Origin of the sequence: Guyparkeria sp. WRN-7, assembly GCF_001641825.1 — a bacterium.
GTDB lineage: Bacteria > Pseudomonadota > Gammaproteobacteria > Halothiobacillales > Halothiobacillaceae > Guyparkeria.
Map to the genome: position 1 here is coordinate 399121 of NZ_LRFH01000014.1, position 15148 is coordinate 414268.

Genomic DNA, 15148 nt, shown 5'->3' on the forward strand with positions numbered 1-15148 from the left:
TGTCGGCCGCGCCCGGGCGCCGTTGGCAACGGCTGCAGGGCGACGACAAGTTGGGTATGCTTACCGTCGCCCGGATGCGAGGTGCGTCGGGTGAAACCCCATGGATTCGGAGTTATTGGTCTTGGACGATCAGGACATCAAAACCGTCCGCGCACCGCGCGCCATCGCGCGCAGCCTCGCCCGCCTGTTCGAAGCCCGCGGCCATGCCTGGCTGATTCCCGACGACGACCCGGATTTCCAGGGCCAGGTCCAGGTGGTCGGCAACGACGCCGATGCCGGCCGCATCGTGCTCGATTGTCCCGACCCCGTGGTCCTGCGTCACGTGCTCGCTGCCGGCGAGGTGCGTATCCAGGCGGTCATCGAGGGGCTGTTGAGCTGGTTCTACACCAGCGACATCCAGGCCGAACGCGATGGCGACGACTGCTATCTCAACATCGGCTATCCCGAGACCATGAATCGCCTGCAGCGTCGCTCCGCGTTCCGCGTCGACCTGCCGCCGGACGTGCCGGGCACGCTGGCCTTCTGCCTGCCCGACCGTCGCGAGGTCACCTCCGGCGAGGTGGTCAATATCTCGGCGACCGGCTGCGCGGTGAGCTTTACCGAGAAGAACGACCCGGGCTTCGCCATCGGTGACGAGGTCAACGCCGCCCGCCTGAAGGTCAGCGACGAGATCGACGCGCGCCTGGAGTTCATCGTCCGCAACCGGCGCCCGGGTGTGGGCACCAGTGTCGTCTACGGGCTGGAATTCAATGCCCTGCCGCCACTCGACAGCCAGGCGATCGATCGGGCGGTGATGCGTTTCCAGCGGCTGCGCCTGACCCGCGGCTGACGGGCCGCCGGCGCTCGCGGTCAGGTGCGCAGCAGGCCGTTGTCGCCCGTGCCGAAGGGGTTGGGTACGTAGGCGTCGGCCGCCTCGTCATTGTCCCAGTGCTCGTCGTCGACCAGGTAACGGAACGCGTACTCGCCGTCCTGCGGCAGGTTCACCGTCACCCGGTAGCTGCCGTCCCGCTGGCGCTTGAGCGGCAGCGCATCTTCGCCCCAGTTGTTGAAATCCCCGCGCAGCTCGACGCGGTGACGGGCGTCGTCCCGGGCCTGGTAGGAGAAGGTGACGCGGCACTCGGGCCGCACCTTGAGTGCCTTTTTGCTGATCGCCATGGTCGTTTCCCTCCACGTGGCTGACGGCATGTCGGGCCGGAAAGCCCCATGCCGCCCGCCCGTTGCCAGACAAAGCATTTAGGCGATGGCGTCGGCATTGGCAAGCCGGCCTTCATGGGCCGGTTTACCGAAGGGAGATGACGGGGGTGTGACGGTCGGGGTCAGCGCGAGAGGTTCTTCTCCAGTACCCGCATCAGCCGTCCCTCGCTCACCAGCCCGGCGGTGACGAAGGCGAGCAGCAGCAGGACCAGCAGGCCGACAGCGAGAAACAGCATCGGCGCGGTGACCGCCAGCAGGGCCTGGGTGGCCGAGTCGAGGTTGCCGCTCTGCATCAGCTCGAGCACATGCAGCGGGTTGACCAGGATCGGCTGGTGGAAGAACGCCCAGGTGTAGAAGCCCAGGGTCACCACGGCCAGAAGCAGGGCGATCGCCGGCCAGACACGGATCAGGCGGCGTCGACGGGAGATGATCTGACGCATCTCGTTACCGGGCATGCTGTTCTTGGCCATGGTTCAGCCTCCGGTGACCGGCGGGAAGAAGGCGACTTCGTCCCCGTCGGTGAGGGGGTGGTCGAGGTCGACGTATTCGTGGTTGACCGCCGCCAGCGTGTTGCCGGGGCGCTCGATATCGGTGACCTGCTGCCAGGCGTCGGCGACGGTTGCCGGCGTCTGCTCGAGGCGGGTCTCGTCGAAGCCGATGCGCTCGCGCAGGCTGGCAAACAGGCGGACGGTAATGCTCATGATGGTCTGTATCGCTCGCGGTGTATGTCGGCAGGGTGGCGACGTTGAGTCGTGGCGCCGTGCCCCGGGCAAGCGCCCGGTCTGAATGGATATATTGTCTGCTAAAGTCTGTTTCAATCCTAGCCCGGATTGGGCCGGGCGCCGCCCGATTCCGCCCCTCCGACCACCGATTTTCGAGGATCTCGCCGCATGAAATGGATCAAGCGACTCGGCCTGCTGTTCATCGCCCTGGTGATGTTCGCCATCCTTGCCGCGGTCGCCTTTGTGCTCACCTTCGACCCGAACGACTACAAGCCGCAGATCGCCGCGCAGGTCGAGGAGCAGACCGGCCGCAGCATTCAATTCAACGGCGACCTGTCGGTGACCGTGTTCCCCTGGCTGGGGGCCGCTACCGAGGACGTGGTGCTCGCCAACGCCGAAGGCTTTGACCCCGAGGCCATGGTCAGGGTTCAACGCCTCGAGGCCCAGGCGGCCCTGCTGCCCCTGCTGCGCGGCGAGTTCGAGATCGGCACCCTGCTGCTCGAGGGGGCAGAGATCAATCTCGCCCGCAACGCGGACGGCACCACCAACTGGGATGACCTGGTCGCGCGGCAGTCTGCCCAGGCGGGCAAGCCCGACCAGCCCGATACGGTGGAGCCGCAGGACGGCGAAGGCCCCGCGATGCGCCTGACGATCGGTGGCGTGGATATCCGCGATGCCACCGTCCACTGGCGCGATGCGCTGGCCGGTCAGGAGGTCACCATCGACGGGCTCGAACTGACCACCGGTACGCTGAGCGAGGGCGAGCCCACCGATATCGAACTGGTGTCGGGCTTCCGCCTCAGCCTGCCCGACATGCCGCCGCTCTCCGGCAGTTTCGATCTGGCCATCGAGGCCCAGGTCTGGTTCGAGCGTCAGGACGTGATCCTCAAGGATGTTGCCTTCAACCTCATTGCAAGCCGAGAGGACAAGGCCGCATCCACCTTGCCGGAGCGTATCGAGGCGATGCTGCAGGTCGACAAGGCCGACCTGCGACTGGCCAAGTCGCAGGCCCGCCTGGATGGCGTGGTGCTCGACCTCAACGGCAAGGCCGTCGGCCCGCTCAGCTATCTAGAAAGCCGGCTCGAGACCGTGCTCGAGGCAGACTGGGCAACCGGGCGCTACCAGCTGCCCAGTCTGGCCCTGAGTGCCGATCTCAAGGGCCTGCCGGAGGTGGACGACACGGTCAGCGTCTCGAGCAGTGCCTCGGTCAGTGCCGACCTGGCGGCGGGTACCGCCACCATCAGCGACCTGGTGCTGGCCTCCGACCCGGTCAGGGGGGCGGGGCAGATCGAGGTCAGCGGACTCGACTCGGGCGAGTTCATCGCCAGCGGTCCGATCAAGATCGCCGCCTTCGACCCGCATGAGCTGGCCGACCGGCTCGGCGTGACACTGCCGGCGATGCGCTCGGACGATGCGCTGCGCGAATTCGCCGTGGCCGGTCAGCTCGACGTCACCCCGACGCGGGCCATGCTCGACAAGCTCGAGGTGGCGGTCGACGGGCGTCAACTCAACGGCCGGGCCGGTATCGACGATCTCGAGAGCGGCCGGCTGTTCGCCCGTCTCGAGGGCGGGGAATTCGATCTCAACCCCTATCTTGCGCCCAAGCCCGCCGGCGAGAAGAGCGAGAAGAAGCAGTCGAGCGGCGGTGGCGCCGTGCCGTCGGCGGCCGGCTCGGCCGAGATCGAGCTGCCCACCGAGGCGTTGCGCGCGCTCAACCTCGACGCGCGCCTGGCGCTGGCCAGCCTGCGCTACGAGAACTACCTGCTGAACAAGCCGGTCGTCCATGTCACGGCCGCCGGCGGCCGGATCCGGCTGGCCGAGCTTGCCGCCAACGCATTCGACGGCCAGGTCAACGCCAGCGGTGGTCTCGACGTGCGCGGCGACGTGCCGAGCTACGCCGGCAAGGGGCGCGTGCAGGGTGTCTCGCTGCAGCCGCTTCTGATGGCGCTGATGGACGAGGATCGCCTGATCGGCAAGGGCGACGTGTCCTTTGACGTGAACACCCAGGGCGAGCGGGTCGACGAGCTCAAGGCCGGACTCGACGGCACCGCCGACATGGCCCTGCGCGACGGCAAGATCAAGGGCTTCGACATCGGCTACCTGCTGCGTCGTGCCCAGGCGAAGCTCGAGGGAAGGACCGAACCGGAGCCGGAGGAGAAGTCGACCGACTTCACCTCGATTACCGGTACGGCCAATATCCGCAATGGCGTGGTGCGCAACGACGACCTGGCGGGCGCCTCGCCGCTGCTGCGCGTTGCCGGCAAGGGCGAAGTCGACCTGCCGCGCGATGCGATCGACTACCGCCTGACCGCGACCGTGGTCAATACGGCTACCGGGCAGGGCGGCAAGCAGCTCGAACGCCTCAAGCAGGTGCCGGTGCCGATCCGCATCCAGGGCGCGCTCGCCGACCCGTCGATCTCGCTCGATCTCGAGTCGCTGGCCAAGGAGGCGGCCAAGGGTGAGGTCAAGAAGCGCCTCGACGAGGAGATCGACAAGCGCCTGGGCGAGGATTCGCCGGTCAAGGGGCTGATCAAGGGCCTCGGCTTCTGATGAGCGCTGTCGTCCTGTCTTGCCGATACCCGGCCGCCCGGCCCGTCCGCGGGTCGTGACGGCCCCCTTTGCCGAACGGCTGCTGGCCTGGTTCGACGACCACGGCCGGCACGACCTGCCGTGGCAGCATCCGCGCACGCCCTACCGGGTGTGGCTCTCGGAGATCATGCTGCAGCAGACCCAGGTCGCCACGGTCATCCCGTACTTCGAGCGCTTTCTCGAGCGCTTCCCCGACCTCGAGTCACTGGCCGCTGCCGACACCGACGAGGTGCTGGCACTGTGGTCGGGGCTCGGCTATTACGCCCGGGCCCGCAACCTGCACCGTGCCGCGGGGCAGATGGTCGAGCAGGGCGTGCCCGAGACGGTCGAGGGCTGGGCGGCCCTGCCCGGCGTGGGCCCCTCGACCGCCGCGGCCATCGTCGCCCAGGCCTTCGACGAGCGCGCGGTGATCCTGGACGGCAACGTCAAGCGCGTACTGGCCCGCCATGCCGCCGTCGACACGCCGCAGGAGGCCGCCGCCACCCAGCGCGCGCTCTGGGCGCTGGCCGACGAACACACTCCGCCGGATCGGGCCGCCGACTACACCCAGGCGATCATGGATCTGGGCGCGACGGTCTGCCGCCGCGGCAAACCGCGTTGCGAGGTCTGCCCGGTGACCGAGGATTGCCGTGCCCGCATCGAAGACCGGACTGCCGAGCTGCCGCTGCGCCGCAAGCGCAAGGCCCGCCCGGTGCGTGAGCGCGTGTTGCTCTGGCTGGAGGACGGCGAGGGAAACCTGTTTCTGGAAAAGCGCCCGCCGAGCGGCATCTGGGGCGGGCTGGCGAGCCTGCCGGTCTGCGAAAGCGGCGACGGTGTCGAGTCACGGCTGGCAGAGCTCGGCATGCAGCGCACCGGTGACTGGCATTCGCTCGGGCGCCTGCGCCATGGCTTCAGCCACTTCGAGCTGGCCGCCGAGGTGCAGGGCGCCCCGGTTCGCCCCGCGGCGGTAACCGATCGTGCCGGGGAGTGGCATGCGATCGAACGGCTGGTCAGCGAGCCGCTGGTGGGTCTGCCGGCCCCGGTGCAGCGACTGATTCGCGAGCGGGGCGTGCCCGCCTTCGGCTGATCGCGCTGTTATCATCCCGGACACATTTCGAAACGACGCGCGAACGAGGTTTTCATGAGCGAACGCACCGTCTTCTGCCAGCGCCTGCAGTGCGAGGCCGAGGCCCTGCCCAAGCCGCCGTACCCGGGCGAACTGGGCGAGCGCATCTACAACAACATCTCCAAGGCTGCCTGGCAGCAGTGGCTGGGGCACCAGACCATGCTGATCAACGAGTACCGGCTGACGCCGGTCGACCCCAAGGCGCGCGAGTTCCTGGTGCGCGAGATGGAGAAGTTCCTGTTCGAGGGCAAGGAAGAAAAGCCCGAGGACTACGTCCCGCCGAGCGAGTGACGCGACGCGCCGCCGCCTAGTCGGTGCCGGTCGTCAGCTCGTCGGTGGCGGCGAGAAAGTCGTCCAGCGCCACGAACGGCGCGGTATCCATCGGCTCGCCCTGACTGTTCGGCCGCGTGATCGCCCGCAGGTGGCGAATGCCGAAATCCCCGGCGGCGGCCAGGGCGACCAGGTTGTCGTCGACCAGCAGGGTGCGGTCCGGATCGAAGTGCAGCTGGTCGTCCAGCCGCTCCCAGAAGCGCGGTGATTCCTTGGCCGCACCGATCTCGTGGGCGTTGAAGATCCGGTCGAGTCGCCGCGGCAGGTCGACGTGCTCGAACTTGAGATCCACGCTCGCCGGGTGGGCATTGGTCACCAGCACGCGCTGCTTGCCGGCCTGCCCGAGGCGTTCGAGGAAGTCGGGCACGCCGTGGCGATAACAGATGTGATGGGCCAGCTCGCGCTTGAGCGCGACCAGGTCCAGTTCGTCGCGACAATCGGGTGCCAGCGCCCGGTGCCAGTCGTCGAGGCAGTACCAGGCCAGCTGACCCTTGAGCCCCTCGAAGCGTGCCTCGAGGCGCCGCTTCGCCTCGGCAGACGAGAGGCCGCTAAGCTCGACGTAGCGCTGCGGGAAGTGTTCCTTCCAGAAGCGGGCGTCGAAATGCAGATCGAGCAGGGTGCCGTCCATGTCCAGCAGGACGGTGTCGATCTCGTCCCACGGCAGGGCGAGGGATGGCTCGGGGGCATGGACCCGGGGCGTTTCGCTCATGGATATCGCTTCGACGAATGGTGGGGTTGGCCGGCCGCTGACCGGCACGGCATATTAGCAGCAGAGACAATCGGATCGGGACAGCGGTTCCGGTGACGCAGGAGAGAGACATGGCTGAATCGACAGTCCGCATCGAGCTCAACGGTGAGCCGCGCGACGTCCCCGAAGGCACCACCCTCGAGGCGCTGGTCACGCTGGCCGGCACCCGCGGCAAGCGCTATGCGATCGAGCTCAACGGCGAGATCTGCCCGCGCGCCGAGCATCCCAGCGCGGTGGTCGCCGACGGCGACCGGGTCGAGATCGTCCAGGCGATCGGCGGGGGCTGAACGTGAACGTGCTGCGACGGCTTGCCTTCGCGCTCGTCCTGCTGCCGTGGGCGGTGGCCCAGGCCGGCCAGGTGGCTGCGCCCGGCCAGGCGGCGATCGCCACGGCCCACCCGGCGGCCACCGCGGCCGGTCGCGAGGTGCTCGAGGCCGGCGGCAACGCATTCGACGCCGCGGTGGCCATTACCGCCGCACTCGCGGTGGTCGAGCCCTACAGCTCCGGGCTCGGCGGGGGCGGCTTCTACCTGCTCCACGAGGCGAAGTCGGGTCGCGACGTGATGCTCGATGCCCGCGAGCGCGCTCCGGGGCAGGCCAGCCGCGACATGTATCTCGATGCCGACGGCAACCCGCAGCCCAAGCTCTCGGTCGACGGGGCGCTGGCCGCCGGCATCCCCGGCATTCCCGCCGCGCTCGATCACCTCGCCGGCGACTACGGCCAGTTGCCGCTTGCCACCAGCCTCGATCCGGCCATCCGCGCCGCCCGCGAGGGCTTCGCGGTCACCCGGATGTATCGCGATCTCGCCGGTTTCCGCCGCGAGGTGATGGCCGCCGACCCGGTCAGCCGCGCGATCTTCCTCGACGATGGCGAGGTGCCCGAGCTCGGACACGTCATCCGGCAGCCCGAGCTTGCCGAGACGCTCGAACGGATTGCCGCCGAGGGCCGTGACGGCTTCTACCGGGGCGATCTGGCCGGCCGGCTGGTCGACGGCGTGCGCCGGGCCGGCGGCATCTGGTCCCGCGCGGACCTGGCCGGCTACCGCGTGGTCGAGCGTCAGCCGGTGGTCAGTCGCTTTCGCGGCTTCGAGGTCGTTTCCGCCGCGCCGCCGTCCTCCGGCGGGGTGGCGATCGCCGAGATCCTCAACACCTACGGCTGGCTCGAGCGTCGTGCAGGCGGGCTGGGCGATGCCTCCGCGTTGGGGCTGCACTACCGCATCGAGGCGATGCGCCGTGCATACCGCGACCGCGCCGAGTATCTCGGCGACCCCGACTACGTCGACGTGCCGGTCGCGCGCCTGACCAGCAGTGACTACGCCGCCGGGCTGGCGGTGGGCTTCTCGCCTACCGACGCGACCCGTTCGTCGGCGCTTGCCCCGGTGGTCACCCAGCCGGAGGGCCCGCACACCACCCACTTCTCGGTGATGGATGCCGACGGCAACTACGTCGCCGCGACGCTCTCGATCAACTACCCCTTCGGCGCGGCGGTGACCGTGCCCGGCACCGGTGTGCTGCTGAACGACGAGATGGACGACTTCTCGCAGAAGCCGGGCGTGCCCAACGTCTACGGCCTGATCGGCGCCGAGGCCAACGCGATTGCGCCGGGCAAGCGGCCGCTGTCCTCGATGTCGCCCACCTTCGTGCGCAACGACGAACTGGTCGGGGTGCTGGGCACGCCCGGCGGCTCGCGCATCATCACCATGGTGCTCGGCGGGGTGCTGGCCGCCACCCGCGGCGAGCCGGTGGCCGACTGGGTCGCCGAGCCGCGCATCCATCACCAGTACCTGCCCGACCGGGTCGAGGTCGAGCCCGACCGGCTCACCGGGGAGCAGCGCGCCGAACTCGAGCTGATGGGCCATCGCATCGAGACCAATGACGGTTTCGGCAACATGCAGGCGGTCGCCTGGTGGCGTACGGACGGCCGGCTCGAGGCGGCCAGCGATCCGCGCGGCGAGGGCGAGGCAGCCGTGTTCGCCACGGAGGCGCCATGAGCGATCTCGGCGGAGAGCGTCGCTTCGTCCGCGGCTGCTTTCGCCACGCGAGCGGACCGGCGGGCGCCGGGATGCTGTTCGGCGTGCCGGGGTCGGTGCGCCGGCTGGCGGGCACCTCCGGCTCCTTCACGCGCGCCCTTCATCGGCATACCGGCCACCCGGTGATCGTCCGCCCGCTCCTGGAAGGCTGGGGCGCACCCGAGGCCGATGGCTGGCCCGTTCCGCGGGCCACTCGCGTCTGGCAACGTCTCGTGCGCCTGGAGAGCGGCGATGCCCGGATCGAGGCGATGACCGAGGTGGCCGGGGTCAACGGTCCCATCCCGCCGAAGCTGCACCGCGCCATTACCGGGCTGGGCGGCACGCCGCTGATGGAGGTGCTCGCCCGTCAGCCGCGCTGCCGACGGCTGAGCTTCCGGGTCAGTCGCGAGGGGCGCCTGATCACCCGCGAGACCGTCTACCGCATCCATCTGGCCCGGGTGCGGGTCACCGAGTGGTTCGACGTCGACCTGCGCTGAGCAGCGACCCGGCATGTCGCCATGAAAAGCCGCGCTCGAGGCGCGGCTTTTCGGTATCCGGCTGGCGGTGCGGCCTTAGCCGAATTCCATGCTGCGGGTGTTGCCGCCCAGCTCGCCCAGGGTCTTCTTTACCTGCTGGGTGAAGGCCGGCGGGCCGCAGACGTAGAACTCCTCGTTGAGATCGCGCACGTGCTCGTGCAGGTAGGCCTCGTCGACGTGGCCGAAGTGGGTGCACAGCGGCGAGCTCTCGCGGGTGCAGACGAAGTGGGCGTTCTCGCCGAAGGCCGCCTCCAGTTCGCGCTGCTGGATGATGTCGTCGGCGGTCTTGTTGGAGTAGATCAGCTTCTGGTTCGCAAGCTCGCCGCGATCGGCGAGATCGCGGATGATGGCGAGGAACGGCGTGATGCCGGCGCCGGCGGCGATGAACCAGCCCGAGCCCTCGTAGGTGAAGCTGTCGAACGGCTCGGAGAGCAGCAGTTTCTGCCCCGGCTGCGACCGGCCCAGCGTCTGGGTCATGCCGTCGTGATCCCCGTAGCTCTTGATCATCAGTTCCAGCACGCGATCGTCGACCCGGTTGGTGAGCGTGAACGGCCGGGGCTGGTCGCGCCACTTCGGATCGTCGATGGCCATCTCGATCGCCTGCCCGGGCGTGAACGAGAAGCCCTCGGGCTTGGCCAGGATGTAGCGCTGGACGTCGTGGGTGACGAATTCGCGCAGCAGCAGTTCGGTCTGGAACATAGGCTTGTGGAAATGCTTTCGGCTGGAAATGAGACGCGATTCTAGCTGATTTGGCCGCGCCTCGCCGCGCCACAGCGTGTTTCCGCTGCCGCGCGCGGCGCGCTTGTTCTTAAAAAATCGGGCGAAATCCGGTACATTGAGCGCCAGTTTCCGCGCGTGTGCCCGCGAAACCGATCCCGTCTCCGGCGATCGGGCCGGGCGCTCTCGACCGAATTTCCCCAAGTATCCGAGGACCGCGAGATGAGCGACTACATCATTGCCCCGAGTATCCTGTCGGCCGACTTTGCCCGCCTGGGCGAGGAAGTGGACAACGTCCTGAAGTCCGGCGCCGACTGGGTGCACTTCGACGTGATGGACAACCACTACGTGCCGAACCTGACCATCGGCCCGCTGGTCTGCGACGCGCTGCGCAAGCACGGCGTCACCGCACCGATCGACGTCCACCTGATGGTCAAGCCGGTCGATCGCATCATCCCGGACTTCGCCAAGGCCGGCGCGACCTCGATCACCTTCCATCCGGAAGCCACCGAGCACGTCGACCGCAGCCTGCAGCTGATCCGTGACCAGGGCTGCCAGTCCGGTCTCGTCTTCAACCCGGCCACCCCGCTGGACGTGCTCGAGTGGGTCATCGACAAGGTCGACATCGTCCTGCTGATGTCGGTCAACCCGGGCTTCGGCGGCCAGAAGTTCATCCCGGCGACCCTCGAGAAGGCCCGCCAGGCGCGCGAGATCATCGACCGCTCCGGTCGTGACATCCGCCTCGAGATCGACGGTGGCGTCAACGCCGACAACATCGGCGAGATCGCCGCGGCCGGCGTCGACACCTTCGTCTCCGGCTCCGCGCTGTTCGGCAAGGGTCAGGATTCCGACCCGAACCGCTACGACAGCATCGTCAAGGCGATGCGCGACGAGCTGGCCAAGGTCAAGAAGTAATGGCGCAGTTCACCCCGCGCATGGTGCTGTTCGACCTGGACGGCACCCTGGTCGATTCGGTCCCGGACCTGCACGTGGCGGTCAACGCCATGCAGGCCGAGCTCGGCAACCCCGAGCGGACCGATGCCGACGTGCGCACCTGGGTCGGCAACGGCATCGAGCGACTGGTCGAGCGCGCGCTCACCAACGACCTCGATGGCACACCCGACCCGGCCGAATTCGACAAGGCGTTGCCCGTGTTCAAGCGGGCCTACGCCGAGAGCAACGGCAAGCACTCCAAGCTGTTCGACGGCGTCACCGAGGGGCTCGATTTCATCAAGTCCCTGGGCCTGTCGGTCGGCTGCGTGACCAACAAGGCGTCGGCCTTCACCCTGCCGCTCCTCGAGCAGACCGGGCTGAAGGACCACTTCGAGGTCATCATCAGCGGCGACACCCTGCCGCTGAAAAAGCCGGACCCGGCGCCGCTGATCTACTCGGCGGGCTGGTTCCACGTGCATCCCTCCGAGGCGCTGATGATCGGCGACTCGATTTCCGACGTGAAGGCCGCGCGCGCTGCGGGCTTCTCGATCGTCTGCATGAGCTACGGCTACAACCACGGCAAGGACATCCGGGACTACGACCCGGACGCGGTCATCGACTCGATGACCGAACTTGCGGGGCTCGTCGGCAGGTAAGCCTCATGACGGTGACAGGGACGTTCCGATGGCGGAGACGATGGCGTAGCTGAACGCCACCCGTCGCCGCCCATCGTTTTCCTTACCGGAGCCCGTCATGCCCAACCGTTTCCAGCCCTACCAGCCCACCCGCGTCGACCTCGAGCAGCTCGCCGCCGAGGGCTACAACCGCGTCCCCGTCACCCGCCGCGTGCTGGGCGACTACGACACGCCGCTGTCCGTCTACCACAAGCTGGTGGAAGGCCCGTTCGGCTACCTGTTCGAGTCGGTTACCGGCGGCGAGCGCTGGGGGCGCTATTCGATCATCGGGCTGCCGTCCCCGACGGTCCTGACCGTCCACGGTCACCGCGTGGTGGTCAAAAAGCACGGCGAGGTGGTCGAGGACGAGACCGTCGACGACCCGCTCGCCTGGATCGAGACCTTCAAGGCCCGCTACCGCGTCTACGAGCCGGCCGACATGCCGCGCTTCCACGGCGGGCTGGTGGGCTACTTCGGCTTCGAGACCATCGGCTACATCGAGCCGCGCCTGGCCAACTTCGACGCCGACGACCCGCTGGGTGTGCCCGACATCCTCCTGATGGCGAGCGAGGAGGTGGTCGTGGTCGACAACCTCTCCAGCGAGCTCTTGCTGGTGACCATGATCGACCCGGCCGAGACCGGCGCGCTCGATCTCGCCAACGTCCGCCTCGACCAGCTCGCCCGCCGCCTGGGCGAGCCGGTGGCCCACTACGGCTCGTCCGCCCCGGGCAAGTCGATCGACGAGAACGACTTCACCGCCACCTTCACCCGCGAGGGCTACGAGAACGCCGTGCGCACCATCCGCGAGTACATCGCGGCGGGTGACGTCATGCAGGTGGTGCCCAGCCAGCGGATGAGCATCGAGTTCGGTGCCGCGCCCATCGACCTCTACCGGGCGCTGCGCTCGATCAACCCCTCGCCGTACATGTACTTCATCGATGCCGGCGAGTTCACCGTGGTCGGCTCCAGCCCCGAGATCCTCGCCCGCCTCGAGGACGGCGAGGTCACCGTGCGCCCGATCGCCGGCACCCGCCCGCGCGGTGCCACCGAGGTCGAGGACAAGGCCCTCGAGCAGGACCTGTTGAGCGACCCGAAGGAGATCGCCGAGCACGTCATGCTGATCGACCTGGGCCGCAACGACACCGGCCGCGTCGCCAAGGTGGGTAGCGTCAAGCTCGAGGAGCGCATGATCATCGAGCGCTACTCGCACGTCATGCACATCGTCTCGCAGGTCACCGGCCAGCTCGACGAGGGCCTGAATGCCATGGACGTCCTGCGCGCGACCTTCCCCGCCGGCACCGTCTCGGGTGCACCGAAGATCCGCGCGCTGGAGATCATCCAGGAGCTCGAACCCGTCAAGCGCGGCGTCTACGCCGGGGCGGTGGGTTACTGGGCCTGGAACGGGAACATGGATACGGCCATCGCCATCCGTACCGGGGTGATCAAGGACGAGCAGCTGCATGTTCAGGCTGGGGGCGGGATTGTTGCGGATTCCGTGCCTGCAACCGAGTGGGAGGAGACGTTGAACAAGCGTAGGGCGTTGTTCCGGGCGGCCAATATGGCGAGTCGGGGTCTCGACTCGGGTGAAACTTAGCTGCGATTTTCTTGAACTTTGGCCCTGAAGAGGGCTGGTGTTCCTACTCCTATTCTTGGTGGATCGAATTTACGGAGCTTTAGATGGATCTAATCGACGTTCGTGTGCGCAACTTTCGGTCTATAGAGTCGGAGCAGCATATTCCGATCCGGAAAAGCATGACCTTGGTGGGGCCAAACAATTCAGGGAAAACAAATATATTAAGGGCTATTCAGGTTCTTTTTACTGGATACTCAAATTCTTACGGTTATGCGAGGGACTCTGACCTGACGTTTGGCGTGGGGCGCGCGCGGACTAGTATTACTGCGACTTTTGATGGCGATCCAGAATCCGAGCCAGATGTATATGAAGCTATAGATGAATTGCATGCCTTGCAGGGTACGGAGAGGAAGGGGGAGAAGATATCGCTGAACCTGTATTTCACTGATACAAACACCCCCGTTTATAGCATTTTTCCTAATATAAAAAGGCCGACTGGTAATACCAAGGCGGCACAGTATTCAAGAACCCATATCGGGTTGGTTAATAGGCTCTTGGGCGGGTTCAGTTTGCATTATGTTCCATCTGCAAAGAGCGTAGATGATATCTACAATGATTTGCTGAATCCATTTCTGAGACGAAAGGTTTCGCAAGTTATTGCGCCCCACCTTTCTGATATTGATGCGAGCCTCTCGGAGGCAGCGTCTGCTCTAAATGACGAGTTAGCGGATGCGCAGCTCTCTGACTTTGAGGCTAGCTTCTCTTTGCCGCAGCAGTCGGTTGAGGAGTTGGTTTCTGGCTTTGATTTCATGATATCGGACCCTCAAATGACACCGATACATGAGAAGGGGATGGGGATTCAGACGACCGCGCTATTGGCGGCCTTCCGTTGGATAACAAAACAAGAGAAAGAGGGTGGGAAAAAGGTATTGTGGCTTCTAGAAGAACCTGAGTCATACCTGCACCCCTACTTGGCAAGCAATTGCAATTCGATACTCGAGAATCTTTCAAAGGATTCTACTGTTATAAAAACAACTCATTCGATGGCTTTTGTTCCGCAGGATCCGGAGCACGTTAGCGGAACTCTTCTAAACGAAAAAAATCGCACTGAGGTTAAAGGTTACGCGACCTTCAGTGAGGCGGTTTCTGAAATACGTTCTGCCTTGGGAATTAGATTTAGCGACTTCTATAACCTAGATTTTTATAACGTTTTTGTGGAAGGCGCCTCTGATCGCTCGCTTTTTTCTTGGTTTCTGGAGTTGGTTCCCGAGTCTTCACGCGCTTGGCCCTATCTTAGGCGCGCGAAGTTCGAAGACTTTGGAGGCGTAAGACACCTTGCCGGATTCCTGCGGGCAACGTATGAATTCATTCGGCAGGAGCGAGTCTGCGTCTCCGTTTTCGATGGGGATTATGCTGGCGAAAAAGAGAGAAGGGGGCTTCAGGGTTATTTTGGCAATAAGGATATTCCTTTTCAGGCCAATCGAGATTTTGTTTCCGTTCGGTCCAGGTTTGCCATTGAGGGTTTATTTCCAGATCAGTGGGTTAAGGATGTTTACGAAGACCATGAAGGATGGTTTGATTCGTACTCTGTTGATGCGGCTGGAGAAGTTGAGCCCTTCAAGATTAAAGATGCTCGTAAGTCCGACTTCATCAATGTGATGACTACACGAGCAGATAGTGAAGAGTCCTTGGAATGGGCTGAGCGATTTCTAGTCGTTTGTGATGTGATCGACGAGGCTTTGGGCAATTTGGCGAGCTCTCTCTACGAATAATAGTGGTCGCACCTATCGGTGAAATTCAGGGGCGCACCTTTTGGTTGGGCTGCTTCAGACGGGGTCCGACCTGTGCAGCTGGCTGATATATCAGCCTTACCCCTTCTGATGAGAGGCTTTTCAGGTCTTAGAGCGGCGTTTTTGACATGAAAACTGATCCCGTAAGAGGTTGGTTTTCCCGGCTTGAAGCGTGGTGGATCAGTTTCACGCGCTCGTCCCGTGAGGTGGCACTGCTTTGGCTCTGTGC

General features: G+C 65.6%; 16 protein-coding genes. 11 read left to right on the top strand and 5 right to left on the bottom strand.

Annotated elements, in window-relative coordinates; translation table 11 throughout:
- Positions 1-121: 121 nt before the first annotated feature.
- On the top strand, positions 122-829 hold the full coding sequence (locus AWR35_RS06450) for a PilZ domain-containing protein (RefSeq protein WP_197408148.1): 708 nt from the start codon (positions 122-124) through the stop codon (positions 827-829).
- 20 nt (positions 830-849) lie between these two features.
- On the opposite strand, the gene AWR35_RS06455 is transcribed toward AWR35_RS06450, so the two are convergent.
- The 3 genes from AWR35_RS06455 to AWR35_RS06465 form a co-directional block, all read right to left on the bottom strand.
- A complete protein-coding gene (locus tag AWR35_RS06455; protein ID WP_058575111.1) occupies positions 850-1155 on the bottom strand; it encodes an isoamylase early set domain-containing protein in 306 nt (101 codons plus the stop codon).
- Positions 1156-1316: 161 nt separating this feature from the next.
- Positions 1317-1664, bottom strand: a complete 348-nt coding sequence (locus AWR35_RS06460; protein ID WP_058575112.1) for a hypothetical protein — start codon at positions 1662-1664, stop codon at positions 1317-1319.
- Between the two features lie 3 nt (positions 1665-1667).
- The gene (locus AWR35_RS06465) at positions 1668-1895 is read right to left on the bottom strand and encodes a MoaD/ThiS family protein (protein WP_058575113.1); all 228 of its coding nucleotides are present in this window, start codon (positions 1893-1895) and stop codon (positions 1668-1670) included.
- Positions 1896-2084: 189 nt separating this feature from the next.
- Between AWR35_RS06465 and AWR35_RS06470 the strand changes: the two genes are divergently transcribed.
- Genes AWR35_RS06470 through AWR35_RS06480 form a run of 3 tightly spaced genes read left to right on the top strand, consistent with a single transcriptional unit; the run spans position 2085 to position 5901 of the window.
- Complete coding sequence (locus AWR35_RS06470) at positions 2085-4466, top strand: AsmA family protein (protein WP_058575114.1); 2382 nt, start codon at positions 2085-2087, stop codon at positions 4464-4466.
- Between the two features lie 55 nt (positions 4467-4521).
- Positions 4522-5571 (top strand): A/G-specific adenine glycosylase, encoded by a 1050-nt coding sequence (gene mutY, locus AWR35_RS06475; protein WP_058575115.1) that lies wholly within the window; start codon positions 4522-4524, stop codon positions 5569-5571.
- 54 nt (positions 5572-5625) lie between these two features.
- Entirely contained in the window at positions 5626-5901 is a 276-nt protein-coding gene (locus tag AWR35_RS06480) for an oxidative damage protection protein (RefSeq protein ID WP_058575116.1), read from the top strand.
- Between the two features lie 16 nt (positions 5902-5917).
- On the opposite strand, the gene AWR35_RS06485 is transcribed toward AWR35_RS06480, so the two are convergent.
- A complete protein-coding gene (locus AWR35_RS06485) occupies positions 5918-6649 on the bottom strand; it encodes an HAD family hydrolase (RefSeq protein WP_058575117.1) in 732 nt (243 codons plus the stop codon).
- Between the two features lie 110 nt (positions 6650-6759).
- Here AWR35_RS06485 and thiS point away from each other — a divergent pair, with 110 nt between their 5' ends.
- Genes thiS through AWR35_RS06500 form a run of 3 tightly spaced genes read left to right on the top strand, consistent with a single transcriptional unit; the run spans position 6760 to position 9193 of the window.
- Complete coding sequence (gene thiS, locus AWR35_RS06490) at positions 6760-6975, top strand: sulfur carrier protein ThiS (protein WP_058575118.1); 216 nt, start codon at positions 6760-6762, stop codon at positions 6973-6975.
- 53 nt (positions 6976-7028) lie between these two features.
- Positions 7029-8678: a gamma-glutamyltransferase gene (gene ggt, locus AWR35_RS06495; protein WP_231723573.1), complete on the top strand. Its 1650-nt coding sequence runs from the start codon at positions 7029-7031 to the stop codon at positions 8676-8678.
- Positions 8675-9193 carry a hypothetical protein gene (locus tag AWR35_RS06500; protein ID WP_058575119.1) on the top strand — a complete coding sequence of 173 codons (519 nt, stop codon included), beginning with the start codon at positions 8675-8677 and terminating at the stop codon, positions 9191-9193. Before ggt ends, AWR35_RS06500 begins: the two co-directional genes overlap by 4 nt.
- A 75-nt stretch (positions 9194-9268) precedes the next feature.
- Here the strand turns inward: AWR35_RS06500 and AWR35_RS06505 are convergent, their stop codons facing one another.
- Positions 9269-9931: an FAD-binding oxidoreductase gene (locus tag AWR35_RS06505; protein WP_058575120.1), complete on the bottom strand. Its 663-nt coding sequence runs from the start codon at positions 9929-9931 to the stop codon at positions 9269-9271.
- A 240-nt stretch (positions 9932-10171) separates the two neighbouring features.
- Between AWR35_RS06505 and rpe the strand changes: the two genes are divergently transcribed.
- The 4 genes from rpe (at position 10172) to AWR35_RS10625 (ending at position 14901) form a co-directional block, all read left to right on the top strand.
- Positions 10172-10864: a ribulose-phosphate 3-epimerase gene (gene rpe, locus AWR35_RS06510; RefSeq protein WP_058575121.1), complete on the top strand. Its 693-nt coding sequence runs from the start codon at positions 10172-10174 to the stop codon at positions 10862-10864.
- Complete coding sequence (locus AWR35_RS06515) at positions 10864-11538, top strand: phosphoglycolate phosphatase (RefSeq protein ID WP_058575122.1); 675 nt, start codon at positions 10864-10866, stop codon at positions 11536-11538. The genes rpe and AWR35_RS06515 overlap by 1 nt, the downstream gene beginning before the upstream one ends.
- A gap of 97 nt (positions 11539-11635) precedes the next feature.
- Positions 11636-13150, top strand: coding sequence for an anthranilate synthase component I (trpE, locus tag AWR35_RS06520; protein ID WP_058575123.1), 1515 nt, complete (start codon positions 11636-11638; stop codon positions 13148-13150).
- A gap of 83 nt (positions 13151-13233) precedes the next feature.
- On the top strand, positions 13234-14901 hold the full coding sequence (locus AWR35_RS10625; protein ID WP_082663954.1) for an AAA family ATPase: 1668 nt from the start codon (positions 13234-13236) through the stop codon (positions 14899-14901).
- Positions 14902-15148: the final 247 nt, after the last annotated feature.

What these genes read in the sequence shown, in the direction of transcription:
- AWR35_RS06455 (WP_058575111.1), bottom strand. Translation starts at nt 1,155, where the DNA reads ATGGCGATCAGCAAAAAGGCACTCAAGGTGCGGCCCGAGTGCCGCGTC.
- AWR35_RS06460 (WP_058575112.1), bottom strand. Translation starts at nt 1,664, where the DNA reads ATGGCCAAGAACAGCATGCCCGGTAACGAGATGCGTCAGATCATCTCC.
- AWR35_RS06465 (WP_058575113.1), bottom strand. Translation starts at nt 1,895, where the DNA reads ATGAGCATTACCGTCCGCCTGTTTGCCAGCCTGCGCGAGCGCATCGGC.
- AWR35_RS06470 (WP_058575114.1), top strand. Translation starts at nt 2,085, where the DNA reads ATGAAATGGATCAAGCGACTCGGCCTGCTGTTCATCGCCCTGGTGATG.
- AWR35_RS06480 (WP_058575116.1), top strand. Translation starts at nt 5,626, where the DNA reads ATGAGCGAACGCACCGTCTTCTGCCAGCGCCTGCAGTGCGAGGCCGAG.
- AWR35_RS06485 (WP_058575117.1), bottom strand. Translation starts at nt 6,649, where the DNA reads ATGAGCGAAACGCCCCGGGTCCATGCCCCCGAGCCATCCCTCGCCCTG.
- thiS (WP_058575118.1), top strand. Translation starts at nt 6,760, where the DNA reads ATGGCTGAATCGACAGTCCGCATCGAGCTCAACGGTGAGCCGCGCGAC.
- AWR35_RS06500 (WP_058575119.1), top strand. Translation starts at nt 8,675, where the DNA reads ATGAGCGATCTCGGCGGAGAGCGTCGCTTCGTCCGCGGCTGCTTTCGC.
- AWR35_RS06505 (WP_058575120.1), bottom strand. Translation starts at nt 9,931, where the DNA reads ATGTTCCAGACCGAACTGCTGCTGCGCGAATTCGTCACCCACGACGTC.
- rpe (WP_058575121.1), top strand. Translation starts at nt 10,172, where the DNA reads ATGAGCGACTACATCATTGCCCCGAGTATCCTGTCGGCCGACTTTGCC.
- AWR35_RS06515 (WP_058575122.1), top strand. Translation starts at nt 10,864, where the DNA reads ATGGCGCAGTTCACCCCGCGCATGGTGCTGTTCGACCTGGACGGCACC.
- trpE (WP_058575123.1), top strand. Translation starts at nt 11,636, where the DNA reads ATGCCCAACCGTTTCCAGCCCTACCAGCCCACCCGCGTCGACCTCGAG.
- AWR35_RS10625 (WP_082663954.1), top strand. Translation starts at nt 13,234, where the DNA reads ATGGATCTAATCGACGTTCGTGTGCGCAACTTTCGGTCTATAGAGTCG.